This is a genomic window from Pseudomonas sp. Z4-7, assembly GCF_051131965.1.
Classification (GTDB): Bacteria; Pseudomonadota; Gammaproteobacteria; order Pseudomonadales; family Pseudomonadaceae; genus Aquipseudomonas.
In genome coordinates this window covers 41,075-62,273 of sequence record NZ_CP071642.1, presented here as the reverse complement: position 1 = coordinate 62,273, position 21,199 = coordinate 41,075, and the positions used below count along the sequence as shown (strand labels likewise).

The 21,199-nt window shown below is 61.1% G+C and carries 16 protein-coding genes; 8 read left to right on the top strand and 8 right to left on the bottom strand.

The features are described from left to right. Positions 1–8 precede the first annotated feature (8 nt). Complete coding sequence (locus J3P91_RS00270; protein ID WP_434602395.1) at positions 9–1,559, bottom strand: PLP-dependent aminotransferase family protein; 1,551 nt, start codon at positions 1,557–1,559, stop codon at positions 9–11. A 100-nt stretch (positions 1,560–1,659) separates the two neighbouring features. On the opposite strand from J3P91_RS00270, the gene J3P91_RS00265 reads away from it, so the two are divergent. Genes J3P91_RS00265 through J3P91_RS00255 form a run of 3 tightly spaced genes read left to right on the top strand, consistent with a single transcriptional unit; the run spans position 1,660 to position 3,432 of the window. Continuing rightward, positions 1,660–2,301 (top strand): FMN-binding negative transcriptional regulator, encoded by a 642-nt coding sequence (locus J3P91_RS00265; RefSeq protein ID WP_434602394.1) that lies wholly within the window; start codon positions 1,660–1,662, stop codon positions 2,299–2,301. Positions 2,302–2,303: 2 nt separating this feature from the next. Then, positions 2,304–2,750, top strand: coding sequence for a GNAT family N-acetyltransferase (locus tag J3P91_RS00260; protein WP_434570605.1), 447 nt, complete (start codon positions 2,304–2,306; stop codon positions 2,748–2,750). A gap of 10 nt (positions 2,751–2,760) precedes the next feature. Continuing rightward, entirely contained in the window at positions 2,761–3,432 is a 672-nt protein-coding gene (locus tag J3P91_RS00255; protein ID WP_434602393.1) for a GNAT family N-acetyltransferase, read from the top strand. Positions 3,433–3,514: 82 nt separating this feature from the next. On the opposite strand, the gene J3P91_RS00250 is transcribed toward J3P91_RS00255, so the two are convergent. Continuing rightward, positions 3,515–4,414, bottom strand: coding sequence for a homocysteine S-methyltransferase family protein (locus J3P91_RS00250; RefSeq protein ID WP_434602392.1), 900 nt, complete (start codon positions 4,412–4,414; stop codon positions 3,515–3,517). A gap of 113 nt (positions 4,415–4,527) precedes the next feature. On the opposite strand from J3P91_RS00250, the gene J3P91_RS00245 reads away from it, so the two are divergent. After that, positions 4,528–5,349, top strand: a complete 822-nt coding sequence (locus J3P91_RS00245) for an ABC transporter substrate-binding protein (protein WP_434602391.1) — start codon at positions 4,528–4,530, stop codon at positions 5,347–5,349. Continuing rightward, positions 5,346–6,182, top strand: a complete 837-nt coding sequence (locus tag J3P91_RS00240) for an amino acid ABC transporter permease (RefSeq protein WP_434602390.1) — start codon at positions 5,346–5,348, stop codon at positions 6,180–6,182. Before J3P91_RS00245 ends, J3P91_RS00240 begins: the two co-directional genes overlap by 4 nt. Before the next feature lie 648 nt (positions 6,183–6,830). Here the strand turns inward: J3P91_RS00240 and J3P91_RS00235 are convergent. Further along, positions 6,831–7,151 (bottom strand): hypothetical protein, encoded by a 321-nt coding sequence (locus J3P91_RS00235; RefSeq protein ID WP_434602389.1) that lies wholly within the window; start codon positions 7,149–7,151, stop codon positions 6,831–6,833. A 649-nt stretch (positions 7,152–7,800) separates the two neighbouring features. On the opposite strand from J3P91_RS00235, the gene J3P91_RS00230 reads away from it, so the two are divergent. Then, the gene (locus J3P91_RS00230) at positions 7,801–10,008 is read left to right on the top strand and encodes an autotransporter outer membrane beta-barrel domain-containing protein (protein ID WP_434602388.1); all 2,208 of its coding nucleotides are present in this window, start codon (positions 7,801–7,803) and stop codon (positions 10,006–10,008) included. Between the two features lie 63 nt (positions 10,009–10,071). Here J3P91_RS00230 and oadA read toward each other — a convergent pair whose 3' ends face one another. Together oadA and J3P91_RS00220 are read right to left on the bottom strand one after the other, a co-directional pair. Beyond that, entirely contained in the window at positions 10,072–11,880 is a 1,809-nt protein-coding gene (gene oadA, locus J3P91_RS00225) for a sodium-extruding oxaloacetate decarboxylase subunit alpha (protein WP_434570619.1), read from the bottom strand. 12 nt (positions 11,881–11,892) lie between these two features. Beyond that, a complete protein-coding gene (locus tag J3P91_RS00220; protein WP_434602386.1) occupies positions 11,893–13,308 on the bottom strand; it encodes an acetyl-CoA carboxylase biotin carboxylase subunit in 1,416 nt (471 codons plus the stop codon). 188 nt (positions 13,309–13,496) lie between these two features. Here J3P91_RS00220 and J3P91_RS00215 point away from each other — a divergent pair, with 188 nt between their 5' ends. Continuing rightward, positions 13,497–14,459 (top strand): LysR family transcriptional regulator, encoded by a 963-nt coding sequence (locus tag J3P91_RS00215; protein WP_336072855.1) that lies wholly within the window; start codon positions 13,497–13,499, stop codon positions 14,457–14,459. Here J3P91_RS00215 and J3P91_RS00210 read toward each other — a convergent pair. The 3 genes from J3P91_RS00210 to J3P91_RS00200 all read right to left on the bottom strand — a co-directional run bounded on the left by J3P91_RS00210 (position 14,401) and on the right by J3P91_RS00200 (position 18,674). Continuing rightward, positions 14,401–14,610: a PA3496 family putative envelope integrity protein gene (locus tag J3P91_RS00210; RefSeq protein WP_305497700.1), complete on the bottom strand. Its 210-nt coding sequence runs from the start codon at positions 14,608–14,610 to the stop codon at positions 14,401–14,403. The two genes, J3P91_RS00215 and J3P91_RS00210, sit on opposite strands and share 59 nt — an antisense overlap. A 138-nt stretch (positions 14,611–14,748) precedes the next feature. Then, a complete protein-coding gene (hexR, locus tag J3P91_RS00205) occupies positions 14,749–15,615 on the bottom strand; it encodes a transcriptional regulator HexR (protein WP_003187110.1) in 867 nt (288 codons plus the stop codon). A gap of 182 nt (positions 15,616–15,797) precedes the next feature. Then, positions 15,798–18,674, bottom strand: a complete 2,877-nt coding sequence (locus J3P91_RS00200; RefSeq protein ID WP_434602385.1) for an EAL domain-containing protein — start codon at positions 18,672–18,674, stop codon at positions 15,798–15,800. Positions 18,675–18,935: 261 nt separating this feature from the next. Here J3P91_RS00200 and uvrD point away from each other — a divergent pair, with 261 nt between their 5' ends. Beyond that, entirely contained in the window at positions 18,936–21,116 is a 2,181-nt protein-coding gene (gene uvrD, locus J3P91_RS00195) for a DNA helicase II (protein ID WP_434570623.1), read from the top strand. Positions 21,117–21,199 lie beyond the last annotated feature (83 nt).

The window sequence follows — 21,199 nt, the reverse complement described above, 5'->3', positions numbered from 1 at the left end:
GCTCCGTATCAACGGATTCCCCAGGCTTTTGCCAGACTGGCCAGCGCAGCGTCTATCGCCGCAGGCGGCACGGCGGCGAACCCCAGCACCATGCCTGCACGGATTTGGGACGGCGCCGTGGCGGGCAGCCAATAACTGCTCAATCCGTTGATTTCGATGCCCACGCCGGCGGCCTGGGCAACCAGCTCGCGCTCGCGCTCGATGCTCTGCACTGGAACCGTGACGTGCAGCCCGGCGACCACGGTGGGCATCGCGCCAACGCCTGCGACAGCCTCCGGCCAGCCCGCCAGAAGCGCATCGCGGCGGGCCAGAGCGGCCCGACGCATACGCCTGATGTGCCGCTGGAAATGTCCAGCGGCCATGAACTCGGCCATCACCGCTTGAGTGCTGACTTCAGAATGGCGCACATCCACCGCCCGACGGCGGGCGAAGGCATCGACCAGGCCGGGCGGCAACACCAGGTAACCCAGGCGCAACGCCGGGAACGCAACCTTGCCGAACGTCCCGACATACAGGACGCGACCTGCGCGATCCAACGCAGCCAAGGGCGCCAGCGGCGCGCCGCTGTAGCGGTACTCACCGTCATAGTCGTCCTCGACGATCCAGCCATCGTTGCGCCCGGCCCAGGCCAGCAGTTCCAGCCGCCGCGCCAGGCTCATGACGACTCCGGTCGGATATTGATGGGATGGCGTCACGTAAGCCAGCCGACAGTGGTCCAGTGCAGCCAGCGCTGCACAATCGAGCCCGTCGCTGTCCACCGGCACGCCCCGCACATCGCCACCGGCCACGGCAAACGCATGCCCCGCGGCGCGATAGCCGGGATTTTCCACCGCAACGATGTCGCCAGGGTCCACCAGCAACTGTGCACAAAGGCTGATCGCCTGTTGCGCGCCACTGGTGATCACAATTTGCTCAGCCGAGCAGTGCAAGCCCCGTGAACTACGCAGGTAGGCCGCGACCAGGCCGCGCAGGCGCGCATCGCCCTGAGCATCGCCGTAGCACAACTGCTGCAGGTCCGGTTTTCGCCAGAACGCCGCGTTCAGCTTGGCCCACACGTCGAAAGGAAACAGATCGAACGCCGGGACGCCGACCCGAAACGCTCTTGGCGGTCCGCTCGGGGGCTGGGCCAAATGATGCTTTTCGACCCGTTCGAGCGCGTTGCTGTGGATAACTTTGCTGGGTGGAAACACAGGTGAATCAAGCTGAATTGTGGATAAGGCTGTGGGTAAGCCTGTTGAAAACCCTGTGGATGGTTTTGTGGATAATTTTCCAGACGGCAATGCCAGCGGTGAAAGTTTCGCCACGTAGGTGCCGTCGCCTACTCGCCCTTCTATGAAGCCTTCGGCATACAGCTGGTCGTAGGCACGTACCACGCTGTTGCGGGAAATCGACAACGCCGCCGCCAGGTCGCGGCTGGCCGGCAACCGTGTGCCGCTGGCCAGGCGTCCGTCCAGTACTCGCGCACGCAACGCCTGATAGAGCTGGCGACTGAGCCCATGGCGGCGGTCCAGCTCGATGCCGGCGGGATTAAAAGACAATGGCGGTACGGCATCGCGCATGACTGCACCTACAAATGGACCTGTCGAATTGGGCGGAAGTGGCTCTTACAACAGACCAATAGCCTGCCTACGATGAAGCCAATCGCCAAGGAAAATTTCCATGTACAACCCAAAAGCCTTTGCTGTGGAAGACCTGCCTCACTTGCATCGCATGATGGATGACTGTCGCCTCGCCGTATTGGTTACCCACGGCGAACACGGTTTGCAGGCCAGCCATCTGCCGCTGTTGCTGGACACACGACAGGGATCGAACGGAACCCTCCATGGGCACATGGCTCGCGCCAATCCGCAGTGGCGTGACCTGGAAGCCGGTGCCGAAGCGCTGGTGGTATTTTCAGGCGCCGACGCTTATGTCAGCCCGGGCTTCTATCCGGGCAAGGCCGAGCACGGCAAGGTCGTGCCCACCTGGAATTACCTCGCCGTCCACGCCTATGGCAATGCCGAGGTGTTCAGCGATCCTCAACGGCTGCGCAACCTGGTCGGCGAGCTCACCCACCGCCATGAAAGCGGCCGGGCCCAGCCATGGAAAATCGACGACGCCCCGGCGGAATATATCGACAGCATGCTCAAGGCCATCGTCGGCTTCGCGCTGCCCATCCAGCGTCTGGAAGGCAAGCGCAAGCTCAGCCAGAACCGCAGCCCCGCGGATGCCGCCGGGGTTCGCAATGGGCTCGCCGCGAGCCCCGACCCGCAGGATCAGGCACTCTCACGCCTGATGCCTGAACAATCGCCTCAGGAGTGAACATGAGCCAGCTCGAGATCCGCCTTGTCACCGCCGCCGACCACGCTGCCTGGCTGCCGCTATGGCAGGCCTACCTGCGGTTCTACAACACCGAACTGCCAGACGCGGTGAGCCAGAGCACCTGGCAACGCTTGCTCGACGACCGTGAGCCCACCCATGGCGCGCTCGCCTGGGATGGCGACACGGCGGTGGGCCTGGTGCATTTCATCTACCACCGTTCCAACTGGAGCGTGGAGAACTCCTGCTATCTTCAGGATCTGCTGGTGGCAGAACACTGCCGAGGCAAGGGCGCAGGTCGCCAACTCATCGAATTTGTCTACGCCACCGCCAAGGCGGACGGATGTTGCAAAGTGCACTGGCTGACCCACGAGACCAACGCGACCGCGATCCAGCTCTACGAGCGGATTGCCGAACGCCCTGGCTTCATTCAATTTCGCAAAGCCCTCTAAGGAACGCAGCATGTCCACTTCGCTCGCTGATTGGAAAGGTGTCCCGGCGCCGTTTACGCGCTTGCTCGAAGGACGCTTCATCCGCCTGGAAAAACTCGACCCGGCGCGTCACGCCGACGGATTGTGGCAAGCCCTCGAAGGGCCCGACGCCGACCCGAAGCTCTGGGATTACCTGCCCTACGGCCCGTTCAAGGAGCGCAGCGGGTTCGATACCTGGCTGAACAACCATGCGGCCAACATAGATCCGTATTTCTTCAGCGTGATCGACCGCGCCAGTGGCGACGTGCAAGGTATTCTCAGCCTCATGTCCATCGTGCCGGCGCAAGGGCGTATCGAGATTGGCCATGTCACCTTCGGCGCGCCGATGCAGCGCTCGCCGAAAAGTACCGAGGCGGTCTACCTGCTGGCGAAAGAGTGTTTCGCCCTGGGCTATCGGCGCCTGGAATGGAAATGCAACAACGCCAACGCTCGTTCCCGGTATGCCGCCGAGCGGCTGGGGTTCACATTTGAAGGCGTATTTCGCCAGCATATGGTGGTCAAGGGGCAGAACCGCGACACCGCGTGGTATTCGATGCTGGACTCGGAATGGCCAGTGATCGGGGCAGCCTTCGAGCGCTGGCTGAGTGAGGAAAACCAGAGCGCGGATGGCCAGGTGCGCAGTCTCGCACAGTGCCGAGCCTGACCCTCGGCGCGAACCACGCAGCGTATGCGATGCCTTCGTGGCGAGGGCGCTTGCTTCCTCGCCACGGGGCTTGCAACCAGGGTCAGCGCAGTTGCTGTGCCAACACCGCAATGTGCTCCGGCCCGATGCCGCAACAGCCGCCCAAGTGACTGGCCCCACGCTTGCGCCAGTCCGCCGCCCACCGCAGATAGCCCGGCGGATCGAGGTCTTCGCGCAGCGGGTCCAACCCGTCATTGGCTGTCGCTTCCTTGGGCTGCGGTGGGAAGGCGTTGGCGTAGGCACCGATGTGGATTTTAACGCCCAGGCGCTCGAAGGCTTCGCGCGCCGCGTCGATCGCTGCGCCAATCACCTCGGGCTGGCTGCAATTGAACAGCAGCGTCTCGACCCCCAGCTCCGCCGCGACTGCCGCGGCGTCCGCCACCGGCTCGCCGGAGCGCAGGCGCGGCACTTCATCGGTGTCTTCGTCTTTCAAGGTAAACGACAGCCAGAACGGCTTGCCGTCCTTCGGCAGCCCGGCATGAATGGCCCGCGCCTCGACGGTCGAACTCTGGGTCTCGGCCAGCCACAGGTCGACATGAGATGTCAGGCCAGCAACCAATGGCGCCAGCAGTTCGCTGGCGCGGGAGGCGTCGAACAGATCGGGACGGTAGGAACCAAACAGCGGAGGGAGCGATCCGGCCACCCGCACCGCTTTGCCTGAAGCCTGCACCGCCCGCCTGGCCAATTCTCCCGCCAATGCCGCCAACGCCTGGCCTTCCTCGGCAAAGCGCGCCTCACCGATATGAAAGGGCACCACGGCGTAGCTGTTGCTGGTAATCACATCGGCGCCGCTGGCGATATAAGCCGCATGCACCGCCTCCACAGCCTGGGGCGCTTCGCTCAGGGCCAGGGCCGACCACTCGGGCTGTCGAAACGGCGCACCACGGCGTTGTAGCTCACGGCCCATGCCGCCGTCGAGAATAGTTGTCCTTGCTGCGGCCATATGCGATTCACTCATAAGCTTATGAAAAATACTCACTATCGGAGTCGTTCTTATAACTATTTAATGCGCACTCTTCCGCCAATCACAACCTATTTTTCAGCCTGGGATTTATCGTGAAATTACCTTTACCGCTTGCCCTGGGCTTGACGCTGCTGGCCGCTTCCTCATCGATCTTTGCCGGCACCACGCTGGATCGTATAGAACAGAAAAAAGAACTGGTCGGCGTGTTGATGGAAAGCTACCCGCCCTTCTCTTTTCTCAATGACCAGAACCAGCTTGACGGTTTCGACGTGGACGTCGCCAAGGCCGTCGCGCAAAAGCTTGGGGTCAAGCTGCGCTTGGAAACGCCCTCGTGGGATGTGATCGCGGCCGGCCATTGGAGTGGCCGCTACGACATCTGCATCTGCTCGATGACACCGAGCAAGGCGCGCGCCGAAGTGTTCGATTTTCCGGTGCGGTACTACGCCTCGCCAGCGGTGATCGTGGTCAACGCCAAGGACGACAGCATCCATGGCGCCAAGGACCTGAGCGGCAAGAAAGTCGGCCTCACCAGCGCCTCCAGCTACGAAAGCTACCTGAACAAGAACCTGGTGATCGAAGGCGCCGAGGATACCCAGTTGAGCTACCCGTTCGAGGATGTGCAAATCGCGCCATACGATACCGACAATGTGGCGTTCCAGGACCTGGGACTCGGCGCCGGGGTTCGGCTGGATGCGGTGCTGACCAACCTGGTGACCGCGCAGCCACGCCTGACCGAAGACAAGCGCTTCAAGCTGGCGGGCGAGCCACTGTATTCAGAGCCTAATTCGGTTGCCATCGAGAAAGGCGACGCCGAGTGGAACAGCAAGGTGCGTGAAGTCTTTGCCCAACTGAAGCAGGACGGCACCCTGAGCAAGCTTTCGCAAAAATGGATCGGTGCCGACATCAGCCAATGAGTTCTTTTCCGCCCCCTATCCAGCCACCTCCACCGGTGGCTGAGTCGCGCCTGCAAAAAATCTTCGGTTTTCGCACACGGCTGTATCTGACCTGGGCCGCGATGCTGGTGCTGTTCGCCAGTTTCTTCCTGAGTTTCGACCTGCAGTTCTCGATCATCCTCGACAAACTGCCGAACCTGCTGGGCGTGCACCTGGCGCCCAACGGCTTTCTCCAGGGCGCAGTGCTGACACTGTTCTTGTGCCTGTGCTCCATCGTCGCCTCATCACTGCTGGGTTTCATCACCGCGCTGGCGCGCTTGTCCAGCAGTGCGGTGGCGTTCGGCATCGCCAGCTTCTACGCGTCGTTCTTTCGTGGCACGCCGCTGTTGATCCAGATCTTGCTGATCTACCTGGGCCTGCCGCAACTAGGTGTGGTTCCGGGCGCCATCGCTGCGGGGATCATCGCCCTGTCACTCAACTACGGCGCCTACTTGAGCGAAATCTTCCGTGCCGGGATTCTCGGCGTGCCTCACGGCCAACGGGAAGCTTCCCTCGCCCTGGGCATGGGTGAAACCGTGATTTTCTGGCGCGTCACCCTGCCCCAGGCCATGCGTACCATCATCCCGCCGACCACCAACCAGTTTATCTCGATGCTCAAGGATTCCTCGCTGATCTCGGTAATGGGGGTCTGGGAGGTGATGTTTCTGGCGCAGTCCTATGGTCGTTCCAGCTATCGGTATATCGAGATGCTGACTACGGCGGCGGTTATCTATTGGTTGATGTCCATTGCGCTGGAGCTGATTCAGGCGCGGATGGAGCGGCATTATGGGAAGGCTTATCTGCATAATCGCTGAAGTGTTGTCGGGGGTTTGCAGGGGTGGTGCGTACTCTTTAGGGGGTGGTGTACATATTCGTTGCTGCGGTCACGGCTGCTTGGGGTTCCGCCCTTACGGCGGCTCACTTTTGGAAGAGCCGGGAGCCGGACCAGCCAAAAGTAAGCAAAAGCGCTTTGCCCCACCACTCGGCACCTCGCCTAGGCTCGGTGTGCCCTCACTCCGGCATTGCTCCGTGGGCCGCCGCGAAGGGCCATCCATGGCCCAGCGCGGCTAACCCGGCATCCATGCCGGGTTGCCCACTGCGCAATGCCTGCGTTCGGCCAGCGTGGTTAACGGGGCGCTGAGATCAAAATCAAAAGCAGAGCAAGAGCAACAGCAACAGCAACAGCAACAGCAACAGCAACAGCGGGGCGCATGCCAGCACTGCGTAACTGACCCACCGCTATCGCGAGCAAGCTCGCTCCCACCTCGGTTCTTCGGCAGGCTCAGATTTACGGCAAACATAGAGTCCCTGTGGGAGCGAGCTTGGTCGCGAAGGGGCCCGCACATTCAACATCTTCACTGACTGACCCCGCGCCATCGCGAGCAGACTGCTCACGAAGGGGCCGGACCATTCAAAGACTTCAGTCCCTATCCTAAGGTCCCACCAACTCTGCAGCTTAGTGGTTAGACGGGAAGATCTGCCTGATGTACAGCAGAATCGCTAGCAGGTGAGGATTGGATATCACCTCCACCGATACTCCACCCCAACATTTCCAATGCATCACATCCGTCCTGTAACAACAGATGCGCGGCGTTGGCGAAATGCTCCAGGTCATAACCCTCGGCGTTTTTCATGCAGAGATAGGAAACACTGTTGAGTAAGTCGCGGGCGGCTTTGATGCGGTGCGCAGCGGTTTCCAGAAGATCGGAGGCGCCAGCTTCTGTGTCGATAAACAGTGTGGGGCCGCCGCTGGTATTGGCTTGAAGGGGGTGATACTTGGTCATCGGTTTGCTCTCTTGAGTCAGGAGCTACCACCGTTCGCGGCTAAACGAATATTGGTGGCAGCTGTACGCGGGTTAGCCGACCGGACAAGAGAACCCGGCACACCCGAAGATGTCCCCCGCACAGCCGCCATAAATGTAAAACACGGGCAGCAAAAAGCGCCGCCATTGGGGGCGCTCGTGCACTCTTGTTCGACCGGCTAAGATCGATCACCGATTTTGTCGATGACGAGAGGACTATAGACGAGGTCCCAACGATACAACGCTGGATTTCTGTATCCCGGAACTATCCTACGCGAAACGCAGAATGGGTTTACAAAGCCAACTTTGGTCGGCCGCAAGCCTACCATCGCGTGCTCAATCTGTATCAAGCAGTTGATCAATTGCGCTTTCAGGGAGCGAGTCTCTTCTCATCGCAAGGACATAAACAAGCCTTCCGAACACGACGATTGCCCGCGAAAAGCCGCCATTCCTCAAGGGCCGAAAGCACTGGGTGCGGCCCGATGAAAAACTTCAGGTGTCGATCAAACAGAAAGGCCCATACGCGCTGTAGGGCAAAGCTGCGAACCCTGAAATCCAACCGGACGACGCGCTGATCGCAGCACGAACAGCCTACAGATTCCATCCGCCAAATCCTGTCTGCGGCGAGAACATGGCTGGCATCGCCATCCAGAGGGAATTTCTAAAGTGCGACCTCATTCATGAGAGATCGCATTCGATGCCTACCAAACATGTATTCCTGCCCCAACATCTCGCACTGGCGATCGCCTTGGCATTGGGTTGTGTCGAGTCTTCGATAGCTCAGTCAGTTGCCGGGGAAACCCGCCCCTTGGAAACAACAACCGAGATGCAGGCTCGTCTCAAGGCGTTCATGGCACCAACACCTGATACAAAGCGCGACAACGTGACGACCGTTCGCGAAGACGCCTTATTGAAGGACGACAGCAACGATCTGGTGATGGTCAGCAAGCAAGGCAGACTCTTCGGGCTCACCGACGGCGGCGGCGGAGCCAACGTCTTGCAGCTGGATACCCAGGGAGGCGAATTAGGCGAGATACGCAATTTCCAGGACCTGTATTTGAAGCAAGGCGAGTGGTCGAACGGCGGTCGTATCGACGCAAATAGCCTGGTCGACTCGAAGGCCAAATTGCTGAACAGCGGCCACATCAACGGCGCGGTGCACGTTCTTGGCGAACTCACCAACCAAGGCACGGTCACCGGGCCTGTCTTCGTGGGAAAAAAGGCCCGCTTCAGCGGCAGCGGGACGGTCGATGCGCTGGACGTGGCGGGCACCCTGGAAGTCGGCCCCGCAATGGGAGCCCCTTCGGTGACGAATGACCTGAAGCTTTCCAAGAGCGCGACGCTGGTTTACGCAATCGACGCCGAGAAAGGCAGCAGCACAATCAAGGTTGGCGGCACCGCTACGTTGGGCAATGCCACTCTGAAGATCGCTTCCGTACCGGGAGAATTCGTCGACACAAACAGACGCATCGTGATCGAGGCGGAGAAGATTGAAGGGACATTCGGCAAGGTTGTCGATGAACTCGCCTTTTTGACCGCCACTCCTGACTACACCCTCGAAAAACAGGTGGGGCTGACCTTCGAGCGCAACGATGTCCCGCTGGGAGAGGCAGCTTCCTCTGCCAACGGACTCGAATTCGTGGAGGCCATTGAGCCGCAGCGATCGGTTAGCCCAGTGCAGCCCGAGCCCGCCAGCGCGGCACACGTTGCGCACTCGCCTGCCGCCGAGCCGCAAGCCGATCGTCCAACGTCAGTGCCCACCGCACCCTCCACGGTTGTTGCCAGCGCCGAGGCTAAGCCCGCAGCCAAAGCAGAAGTTGTCAAACCTGCCCCCAAACCCAACGCCGCCATCAACGCCCTGCTTGGCACCAACATGGCCACCGCCGCTGTCGCCATCGACCAACTGAGCGGCCATGACACGGCAAACCTTGGCAACGCCACCCTGAGCAGCGTCGCGCCAATCAGCAGCGGCATGCTCTCGGCCATGGGCCGGCGAAACCCGGCGAGTGGGCACGGCAACGGCCAGGTCTGGGTCCAGGCCATCGGCAACAGTGGCAGCCTCGCCAAGCAACCGGGCGGCGTGGCCATGAAGCATTCGACACAAGGCTTGATGCTGGGAACCGACTGGGCTGTCAGCCCCGATTGGCGGCTGGGCCTTATCGGCAGCACAACCCGGACGCGGCTCGACGGCGATCAGTTCGATGGCGCTCTCGACAGTTGGCTGGTGGGCGCGTATGCCTTGCGCCAGGACGGGCCGCTGGCGCTGCGCCTGGGCGTTGTCCATGGCAATCACGACGGCAGCATCAAACGCCACGTTGCGTTCAATGGGTTCAGGGATCGCCTGAAAGGTCGCTACGATGCGACGACGCAGCAGGTTTTCGGGCAACTTGGCTACCAGCTGGATATCGGCCATTTCGAACTTGAGCCCTATGCCCAAGTGGGCTACCAACGTTATCAACGTGACGGCTTCACGGAGAAAGGCGGCGATGCGGCATTACAGTACAACGGCCAGGCCCAGGAACACTTCAGCAGCGACCTGGGCCTGCGCCTCGCCCGCCCCTTCCTGCTTGATCGCGGCATGCGCGTGACGCCCCGTCTGGACATCGGCTGGAAGCACTTGTATGGGGACGTCCAGGGTAGCTCCCATCAGCGCCTGGTCAGGGGAAGCAGCACTTATCACATCAAAGGTGGCGAACTGGACCGCGACAGCTTGCTTCTGCAGGCAGGGCTGGACCTGGCGGTTTCGCCACGTCATACCCTGGGGTTGAGCTACAGCGGCGAAACAGGGCAGGACAACCGCAACGGTGCGCTGGTGGGACAGTGGCGGATGGCGTTCTGACGGGCAAAAAAAAGGGGAGCACCTGCTCCCCCGAGGTAAAACGTTGCATCGAGGCTGTTTGGATCAGCCTTCGATTTCGACCAGGATCTCGCCCGGATTGACCCGGTCGCCCTTGGCGACATGAATAGCCGTGACCTTGCCCGGTATGGCTGCCTGGACTTCGGTCTCCATTTTCATGGCTTCGGTAATCAACACGGCTTGGCCGGCTTTCACCACATCGCCCTCCTTGACCAGCACATCGACGATGTTGCCCGGCATGGTGGTGCTGACGTGGCCTGGCGCAGTGGCTTGCTTGCGCTTGCTGCTGCCGCCGCCGACAAATTCGTTGAGCGGTTCGAACACGACCTCTTCCGGCATGCCGTCAATGGACAGATAGAAATGACGCTTGCCCTCGGCCTTGACGCCCACGCCGGTAATGTCGACGCGGTAGGTTTCGCCGTGGACATCAATGACGAACTCGGTCGGCACACCCTCGCCGCCCGCAGAGCTCACGCTGCCCGCTTCGGGGATAGGCAACAGCACTTCCGGGGTCAAGGTGCCGGCTTCGCGCTCCTCGAGAAACTTGCGACCGATGTCCGGGAACATCGCATAAGTCAGCACGTCTTCCTCGGATTTGGCCAAGGCGCCGATCTCGCCACGCAACCGGGTCATCTCCGGTTTGAGCAAGTCGGCCGGCCGTACGTCGATCACGTCTTCACTGCCGATGGCCTGGCGGCGCAGCTTCTCGTTCACCGCACCTGGCGCCTTGCCGTAGCCGCCTTGCAGATAGAGCTTCACCTCGTTGGTGATGGTCTTGTAGCGCTCACCGGCCAACACGTTGAAGAATGCCTGGGTGCCGACGATCTGCGAGGTCGGGGTTACCAGCGGCGGGAAGCCGAGGTCTTCGCGCACTCGCGGAATCTCCGCCAACACTTCGTTCATGCGGTTCAGTGCGCCCTGCTCTTTCAACTGGTTGGCCAGGTTGGAAATCATTCCGCCTGGTACCTGGTTGACCTGAACGCGGGTATCCACCGCGGTGAATTCGCTTTCGAACTGGTGGTACTTCTTGCGCACGGCGTAGAAATACAGGCCGATTTCCTGCAGCAGTTCCAGGTCCAGGCCGGTGTCGAACTCGCTGCCCTTGAGGGCGGCTACCATCGATTCGGTACCCGGATGGCTGGTGCCCCAGGCGAAGCTGGAAATGGCCGTATCGATGTGGTCGGCGCCGTTCTCGACAGCCTTGAGCTGGCACATCGCGGCGAGGCCGGCGGTGTCATGGGAGTGGATGAATACCGGCAAGGATTGCTCGGCCTTCAGCGCCTTGACCAGTTCGCCAGTGGCATAAGGAGTCAGCAGGCCGGCCATGTCCTTGATCGCCACCGAGTCGCACCCCATGGCCTCCATCTGCTTGGCCTGGGCCACAAAGGCTTCAATGGTGTGCACCGGGCTGGTGGTGTAGGCGATGGTGCCTTGGGCATGCTTGCCGGCAGCCTTCACTGCTTCGATGGCGACGCGCAGGTTACGCACGTCGTTCATCGCATCGAAGATACGGAATACGTCGATACCATTGACCGCGGCCTTGGCGACGAACGCCTTGACCACATCATCGCTGTAATGGCGATAGCCGAGCAGGTTCTGGCCCCGCAGCAGCATCTGCAAGCGAGTGTTGGGCAGTGCTGCGCGCAGTTGACGCAGACGCTCCCACGGATCTTCTTTCAGGAAGCGCACGCAGGCGTCGAAGGTGGCGCCGCCCCAGACTTCCAGCGACCAGTAGCCGACTTTGTCGAGCTTGTCGCAGATCGGCAGCATGTCTTCGGTACGCATGCGGGTGGCGAGCAGCGATTGGTGGGCGTCGCGCAGGATTGTGTCGGTAACGTGGATCTTCTTGGACATTGTCATGATTCCTTACAGGCCTGCGTGGGCGGCGATGGCGGCGGCGATGGCCAGGGCCAGCTCTTCGGGTTTGCGCTTGATCGAGTAATTGGTCAGTTCGGGATGGCTTTCAACAAAGCTGGTGTTGAACTGGCCGCTGCGGAATTCCGGATTACGCAGGATCTCCTGGTAATACGCGGCGGTGGTCTTGACCCCCTGCAGGCGCATGTCATCCAGGGCTCGCAGGCCACGGTCCATCGCTTCTTCCCAGGTCAGCGCCCAGACCACCAGTTTCAGGCACATCGAATCGTAGAACGGCGGAATGGTGTAGCCGGTATAGATTGCTGTGTCGGTGCGCACGCCCGGGCCACCCGGTGCGTAATAACGGGTGATCTTGCCGAAGCTGGGCAGGAAGTTGTTTTTCGGGTCTTCGGCGTTGATGCGGAACTGCAACGCAAAGCCCCGGTGCTGGATGTCTTCCTGCTTGACCGACAACGGCAGCCCGGAGGCGATGCGGATCTGCTCGCGAACGATGTCGATACCGGTGATTTCTTCGGTGATGGTGTGTTCCACCTGCACCCGAGTGTTCATCTCCATGAAGTACACCTCGCCCTCGGCGAGCAGGAACTCCACGGTGCCGGCATTTTCGTAGCCCACGGCCTTGGCGGCGCGCACCGAAAGGTCACCGATGTAGGCGCGCTGCTCAGGTGTCAGTTGCGGGCTTGGGGCGATCTCGATCAGTTTCTGGTTGCGGCGCTGGATCGAGCAGTCACGTTCGAACAGGTGCACCACGTTGCCGAAACTGTCACCGAGGATCTGCGCTTCAATGTGCTTGGGATTGACGATGCATTTTTCCAGGAACACTTCCGCCGAACCGAACGCCTTGGTGGCTTCGGAGATGACGCGCGGGAAGGCCTGCTCGAGCTCTTCGCGACTGTTGCAGCGACGGATACCACGGCCACCACCGCCGGACGTAGCCTTGAGCATCACCGGGTAACCGATCCGATCACCTTCGGTCAGGGCCTCTTCGATACCCGACACATTGCCTTCGGTGCCTGGAGTCACCGGCACGCCGGCCTTGATCATGCTGCGGCGCGCTTCGGTCTTGTCGCCCATGCGGCGAATGACTTCCGCCGACGGGCCAATGAATTGGATTCCGCGCTCGGCGCAGATGTCCGCCAGTTCGGCGTTTTCCGAGAGGAAGCCGTAGCCGGGGTGCAACGCGTCGCAGCCGGTTTCCACCGCCAGGTTCACCAGTTTGCGCGGATTGAGGTAGCCGGCCAGCGGATCGGCGCCGATGCTGTGGGCCTCGTCCGCACGCTTGACATGCAAGGCATGGCGGTCGGCGTCGGAATAGACCGCGACCGAGCGAATGCCCATTTCGGCGCAGGCGCGCACGATTCGGACGGCAATCTCACCGCGGTTGGCGATCAGGATCTTTGTTATCAATTGGAGGTTCCCTTGAGCCGGTGATACCCACGGCCTGAGGTCCAGGCCGATGCGTGACCAGATGTAACAATTGGTCGCCGCTCCACACTAGTCCCGGTCGTTGATTAACAAAAATGAATATTTGTTGGGTCGTGCATAAGCAAAGACTTATAGTCGTCCTGCCCGCCCCCGCCCCGAGACCCAGATATATGCGTAAGTCATTGATGCGTATGACGTTGCGTCAGTTGCAGATTTTCAATGAGGTGTGCGACCTGAGGTCATACAGCCGCGCGGCTGATGAAATGTCTCTCACACAACCGGCCGTTAGCCTACAGATTCGATCCCTTGAAGAGCTGATTGGCCAGCCGCTGTTTGAGTACGTCGGAAAAAAACTCTACATGACCGAAGCGGCCGAAGCCCTGCAACGCGCCAGTCGGGATATCTTCGGGCGGCTGGAGAACCTCGACATGCAGCTTTCGGACATGCAGGGTTCGCTGCAGGGGCAATTGAAGCTGGCGGTAGAATCCAGTGCCAAGTATTTCGTCCCGCATCTGTTCGCCGCGTTCAAGCGTCAACATCCCGAGGTCAATCTGAACCTCACCGTGGTCAATCGCGGCCAGGTGATCCGGCGCCTTTCAGACAACCGTGACGATCTGGTGATCATGTCGATGGTGCCCCAGGACATGGGCCTGGAATTCCTGCCATTTCTCAACAACCCGATCGTTGCCGTGGCGCCGCCCGACCATCCGCTTTGCCACATTGGCCCGCTGCGCCTGCAGGACCTGGAACCTTATACGCTGCTGTTGCGCGAGCCCGGTTCGGGCACGCGGCTGGCGTGCGAGGAGTATTTCAAGGAGAAGCGGGTGCATTTCACCCAGACGCTGGAAGTGGCGTCGGCGGAGGCCCAGCGCGAGTGCGTGGTGGCCGGGCTGGGCGTGGCACTGTTGACGCGCCACGCCGTAAGCCGCGAGCTAAGCTCCGGCGCACTCATCGAGTTGCCGGTTGAGGAGCTGCCGCTGTACCGCAGCTGGTGCCTGGTGCAGGCCAGGGCTAAGCGCTTGTCACCGGTGGCTCATGCCTTCCTGGCATTCGTGCGCGGCGAGCGCGCCCAGATTATCGGCCTGGTTGAGCGTTTCGACGGGAAGCCGCCGGCGCTGCCTGCCAGTAATTGAACTCTACGGCGTCAGGAAATTCGCTGATTTCTGCCAGAAGCTGCCGTTGCTCATAGCGATCTTCGATCGCACGGCGGAACGCCATGCGGCGTTGGTCTTCCTGTTGGCGACGGGTTTTGGCGGCGCTGCGGTCTTCGTAGGACTGGGTCATGTCGAGACTCCCAAGACGTATACGGGAGTTTCAAGATGACGGCGCGCGATGACGATTTGGCGGCGCGAGCGTTACAGAACGATGAATTCGCAGGGGTGCTCCCCTGCCACAGAAACCCCTCAACCCCGGGAACAGCGCTCAGTCATCCAGCGCCTTCACCGACTTGGGCGACAACCGCAAGCTGCGAAGGCTGCGCTTCACACTCTTGAGGTGATTGACCAGGCTCGGGCCGCGCGCCATGGCGACGCCCATGGCCAACACATCGATGACCACCAGATGCGCGATGCGCGAGGTCAATGGCGTGTAGATTTCCGTGTCTTCATGCACGTCTATCGCCAGGTTCACCGTCGACAACTCAGCCAATGGCGTCTGGCTCGGGCACAAGGTGATCAGCGAAGCACCGCTTTCACGTACCAGGTTCGCAGTGATCAACAAGTCCTTGGAGCGACCCGACTGGGAAATACAGATCGCCACGTCGGTAGGCTTCAACGTGACCGCCGACATTGCCTGCATGTGTGGATCGGAATAGGCCGCCGCCGTGAGCAACAGACGGAAGAACTTGTGCTGGGCATCGGCCGCGACCGCGCCAGAAGCACCAAAACCATAGAACTCGACACGTTGGGCCTGGGACATGGCCGTAACCGCTTTTTGCAACGCCACCGGATCGAGCTTCTCGCGAACTTCCATCAGGGTGTGCAGGGTCGTGTCGAAGATTTTCAGGCTGTAATCGGCGACCGAATCGTCTTCATGAATCGCGAATTGGCCAAAACTCGCACCCGCCGCCAGGCTCTGCGCCAATTTGAGCTTCAGGTCCTGAAAACCCGAACAACCGATCGCGCGGCAAAAACGCACGATGGTCGGTTCGCTGATGCCGACGCTGTGGGCCAAGTCGGCCATGGAACTGTGCATCACAGCCGCAGGATCAAGCAGTACATGATCGGCGACCTTCAGTTCCGACTTGCGTAGCAGATGGCGCGACTGGGCGATGTGTTGCAACAGGTTCAAAGGACTGGACTCTTGTTATGGGGCGGGTGCCGGGATGTAGCAAGCTTGTAGTTATACTACAGGAATTGGCTTTCTGCCCGCCCAATACGTAACTGAATTGGCCTTGTTCCCCCTTGTTTTGGCGGGGGACGCTTCGTGTAGCCGTTACGAAGGCTCGCCATCGCAGGACCTTGGGCCCTTTGCTACAAAGCAGGCTTATTCTGCTCGAGCATCAGGCGGGCCAAGCCTTCGGCTCCCACCGGTCGGCTGATGAGATAGCCTTGAACCTCGTCGCATTGCTCGTTTTTCAGGAAATCCAGCTGCTCCTGCCGCTCGACACCTTCGGCCACTACCTTGAGCGACAGCCCATGAGCCATGGCGATGATTGCCCGGGTGATGGCTGCGTCCTCCCCGCCCTCCGCCAGGCCACGAACAAATGCCTGGTCGATCTTCACGTAATCCACCGGGATACGTTTGAGATAGCTCAGCGAAGAATACCCGGTGCCAAAGTCGTCAATCGCCAGCTTGACCCCAAGATCACGCAATTGCTGGAAGGTGGCGATGATGTGCTCGACGCTGTCGAGCAACTGGCTCTCGGTCAGCTCCAGCTCCAGGTATTGCGGGGCCAGGCCGGTCTCCTCCAGCACTTGGCGTACAAGACTGACCAGTTTGCCCTGGCGCAACTGATGCACCGAGAGATTGACTGACACCCTGATAGGCGCAAGCCCCTGGCGCTGCCATTCGCACGCCTGCCAGCAGGCCTGGCGGAGCACGAATTCGCCAATGGGTCCGATCAGCCCGGTCTCCTCGGCCAAGCCGATGAAGTCAGCGGGTGGAATCTGGCCCATGGTCGGATGGTCCCAGCGCACCAGCGCCTCGGCCGCGTTCAGGCGACCGGTCGCCAGGCACAGTTTGGGCTGGTAGAAAACGCTCAGTTGCTGTTCCTCAAGTGCCTTGCGCAACTGGTTCTCCAATTGCAGACGTTCCAGCGTGCTGGCCTGAAGGCTGTCGGTATAAAACTGGAAGCTATTGCCGCCCAGGTGCTTGGCGTGTTGCATCGCCATGTTTGCCTGGCTGACCAGCGTGGAGATTTCCCGAGCGTTGTCGGGCAACAGGCTGATGCCGATCGAAGCGCTGACCACCAGTTCATGCCCCTCGATCGTCAGGGGCAGCCGCAGCTTGGCAGATAGCCGGGTCGCTACCCTCGCCAGGCTGGAAAGGTTGCCATAGGCGTCGAACAACACGGCGAACTCGTCTCCGGACAGCCTGGCAATGGTGTCGGCTTCCGGCAACGCATTGATCAGGCGGCGAGCCATTTTCTGCAGCAACTGGTCGGCGATATCGTGGCCGAGGCTGTCGTTGAGCAACTTGAAGCGATCAAGGTTGATGTGCAGCAGTGCCAGGCTGCGACGCCCGCCCTGGCGAACCCGTTGATGGGCCTCGTGCAGGCGCTCGCGGAACAGCGAGCGGTTGGCCAATCCGGTCAGCTCGTCGTAATGAGTGAGGTAGCGCATCCGCTCCTCGGATTCGCGGCGGGCCGAGAGATCGGCGAAGAAGCCCACCACATGGCTGACTTTTCCTCGCAGATCACGCACCACATTCAACTGCAACCACTGCGGGTAGAGTTCACCGTTGGCCCGCGCTTCCACCAGCTCGCCTTGCCAGGTGCCATGCTGCTTGAGGGCTTGGCGAATGATCGGATAGTGCCGGCGTGCATCGCGACTGCAGGGTAGGTCGACCACGCTGCGCCCCAGCATGTCGGCGATATCGAAGCCGGTAACCCGCGCGAACGCCTGGTTGGCCGCCAGCAACGCGTAGTTGGGGTCGAAAATCACAATGCCTTCGCTGGCCGCTTCAAAGACCGTGGCCGCCAGTTGCCGCTGTTGTTCAAGCTCTTTGCTGGCGCTGATGTCTCGCCGGGTGCCGACCATGCGCAGCACCCGACCGCTCGCGCTGCGCTCCACCGCCCGGCCACGGTCTTCGATCCAGACCCAATGGCCGTCGCCATGACGGACGCGGTATTCAATCTGGTAATCCTCGCTGCGGCCCTTGAGATGCTCTACCAGGGCACGCTTGAGCGCCGGAAGATCCTGCGGATGCAGGCGCGGGGTGAGATGACTGAGCATCGCCGTTATGTACTCGGGTTCCAGGCCAAACAGCTCCTTGAGTTGGGTGTGATGGACCTCATCGGTCTGCAGGTTCCAATCCCACAACCCCAACTCACTGGCCTTGAGCGCCAGTGCCAGGCGTGCTTCGCTTTTACTCAGCGCCTGGCTGGCCGCCTCCAGTTCAAGGCTGCGCTGTGCGACCCGCGCCTCCAGGCCAACCTGCGCCGTACGCAGCTGGGCTTCGGCAGAACGGCGTTGTTCGACCTCCCGGGCCAATGCCTCGTTAAGCTGGGCGCCGCGGGCTTGTGCTTGCTGCAGATGCTCGATCAGTGCCTGGTTCTGGAATCGGCGCAGCATGCCGTTCTGTATCAACCGATTGACCTGCCAGGCCACCACACTCAGCGAAACCAGCACCACCAGCCCAAGCCAGCCCCAGCCACGCTGCTGCTCGTCGCCGCCCCAGAAAAGATAACCGATGGCCGGCAACAGGCAGGGCAAGGTAAAGGACAGGAACGCCGCAAGGCTCACGGCATAGGCGACACTCGCCGATAGCGTGGCCGCGCCGATCAGGCCGAATACCCAGGCCTGTTGTTGGAAGCTGTCCGCCGGGACCAGGGCGATACCGGCACCGGCCAGCGTCAGGCCGGTCATGGCCGAGCCCAGCAGGAACATGCGCAACCAGATCGGGTGCGCCTGGCGGCTTGGTATCGCCGAATCGAACGCGGCCACCTGAATCACCCGCAACGCCACCAGCGACAGCAACCAGACCAACCAGACGCTGACCAGAAAGTAGCGCGACGGCGTCCATAACAGCGCCGCGCACACCAGCCCGTTGAGCAGCATGAACAGCGTGGGCAGCAGCGAACCCTGATATAACAGCCTGGTGCGTTCGACGGCCATTTCCGTGGCGTACTGCTTGCAGATGAGGCGCGGCTCCACGCAGGGCCCCGCCAGATCGGAACTGGAGGTCATAGGCGATGTTCTTGTTCTTATTCAGGGGCGCGTGCTGCACCCGAAACGAGCACCGAGCATACACAAGCCAAAGGCCATCCCACACTGCTCCTGCTCATAAAAACAGCGAAAAAGTCGCGATTCCATTGGGTAATAACGTTGGAAAGCGAGCCCCGCCCATGCTTGTAGCCGCTGACCAACCGGTCATCACCCAGAAGGCTTTTTATCGGCTGATGCAAAGCTCGGTTTGCCCGGGGTGACGCCGCACCCTAGAATGCCTCGATGCGCGATGATCTCTCCCTTCTGCTGAATTCCCTGAACGACGCCCAACGCCAGGCAGTTGCTGCCTCCGTCGGTCGTCAATTGGTCCTGGCTGGTGCCGGCTCCGGCAAGACCCGAGTGCTGGTGCACCGTATCGCCTGGTTGATCCAGGTCGAGAACGCCTCGCCCCATTCGATCCTGTCGGTGACCTTCACCAACAAGGCCGCTGCCGAGATGCGCCATCGCATCGAGCAGTTGATGGGCCTCAACCCGGCTGGCATGTGGGTCGGTACGTTCCACGGCCTGGCGCACCGCCTGTTGCGGGCCCATTGGCAGGAGGCCGGCCTGAGCCAGACCTTCCAGATCCTCGACAGCGATGACCAGCAGCGCCTGGTCAAGCGGGTCATCCGTGAACTGGGCCTGGACGAACAGCGCTGGCCCGCCCGTCAGGCCCAATGGTTCATCAACGGCCAGAAAGACGAAGGCTTGCGCCCGCAGCACATCCAGGCCAGTGGCGACCTGTTCCTGGCGACCATGCGCAGCATCTACGAAGCCTATGAAGCGGCATGCCAACGCGCCGGAGTCATCGATTTTTCCGAGCTGCTGCTGCGAGCCCTGGACCTGTGGCGCGACCACCCAGGCCTGCTGGCTCACTATCAGAAACGCTTCCGGCATGTGCTGGTGGACGAATTCCAGGACACCAACGCTGTTCAGTACGCCTGGTTGCGCCTGCTGGCCAAGGGTGGCGACAGCCTGATGGTGGTAGGTGACGACGACCAGTCGATCTACGGCTGGCGCGGCGCCAAGATCGAAAACATTCATCAGTACTCGGCGGATTTCCCCGACGCCGAGGTCATCCGCCTGGAGCAGAACTACCGCTCCACCGCCGGTATCCTCAAGGCCGCCAACGCGTTGATCGCAAACAATACCGGGCGCCTGGGCAAGGAATTGTGGACCGACGGCGGCGAAGGCGAGGCGATCAATCTGTACGCCGCTTTCAATGAACACGATGAGGCCCGCTATGTAGTGGAGACCATCGAGAGCGCGCTGAAAACCGGCTTGGCCCGCAGCGATATCGCCATTCTCTATCGCTCCAACGCCCAATCGCGGGTATTGGAAGAAGCCTTGCTGCGCGAACGGATCCCTTACCGAATCTATGGCGGCCAACGCTTCTTCGAGCGCGCGGAAATCAAGAACGCCATGGCCTACCTTCGCCTGATCGAAGGACGCGGCAACGACGCGGCCCTGGAGCGGGTGATCAACGTGCCGACCCGGGGCATCGGCGAGAAAACCGTCGAGGCGATTCGCGACCATGCGCGCCATAGCCACGTGTCGATGTGGGAAGCCATGCGCCAGCTGGTCGACAACAAAGGCGTTACCGGGCGCGCCGCCGGTGCGCTGAAAGCGTTCATGGACCTGATCGAAGACCTCGCCGCCAAATGCGCCGAGATGCCGCTGCACCTGATGACCCAGACCGTCATCGAGCAGTCCGGCCTGATCGCCTACCACGAGGCGGAAAAAGGCGAGAAAGGTCAGGCGCGGGTGGAAAACCTCGAGGAACTGGTCAGCGCCGCGCGCAACTTCGAAAACACCGAAGAAGACCAAGACCTGTCCCCGTTGTCGGCTTTCCTCGGTCATGCCTCCCTGGAAGCCGGCGATACCCAGGCCGACGAGCATGAAGACAGCATTCAACTGATGACGCTGCACAGCGCCAAGGGTCTGGAGTTCCCGTATGTGTTCCTGGTGGGCATGGAGGAAGGCCTGTTCCCCCACAAGATGAGCCTGGAGGAGCCGGGACGCCTCGAAGAGGAACGTCGCCTGGCCTACGTCGGCATCACCCGCGCGATGCAGAACCTGGTGCTGACCTACGCTGAAACCCGTCGCCTGTATGGCAGCGAGACCTACAATAAAGTGTCACGCTTCGTACGCGAAGTGCCGAAAGGTCTTATCCAGGAAGTACGCCTGTCCAACAGCGTCAGCCGACCGTTTGGCGGCAACCAGCAAGGCACCAGCAGCCTGTTTGGCGGTAGCGACATTCCGGAAACCGGCTTCAGCCTCGGCCAGGCTGTGCGGCATTCGGTGTTTGGCGACGGCGTGATCCTCAATTTCGAAGGCGCCGGTGCCCAGGCCCGCGTCCAGGTGAACTTCAGCGAAGGCAGCAAATGGCTGATGCTGGGGTATGCCAAGCTGGAAGCGATCTAAAGATGCGCATAGAAACCTGTGGGAGCGAGCTTGCTCGCGATGGCAATCGATCAGTCACTATTGAAGCTGACTGACAAACCGCT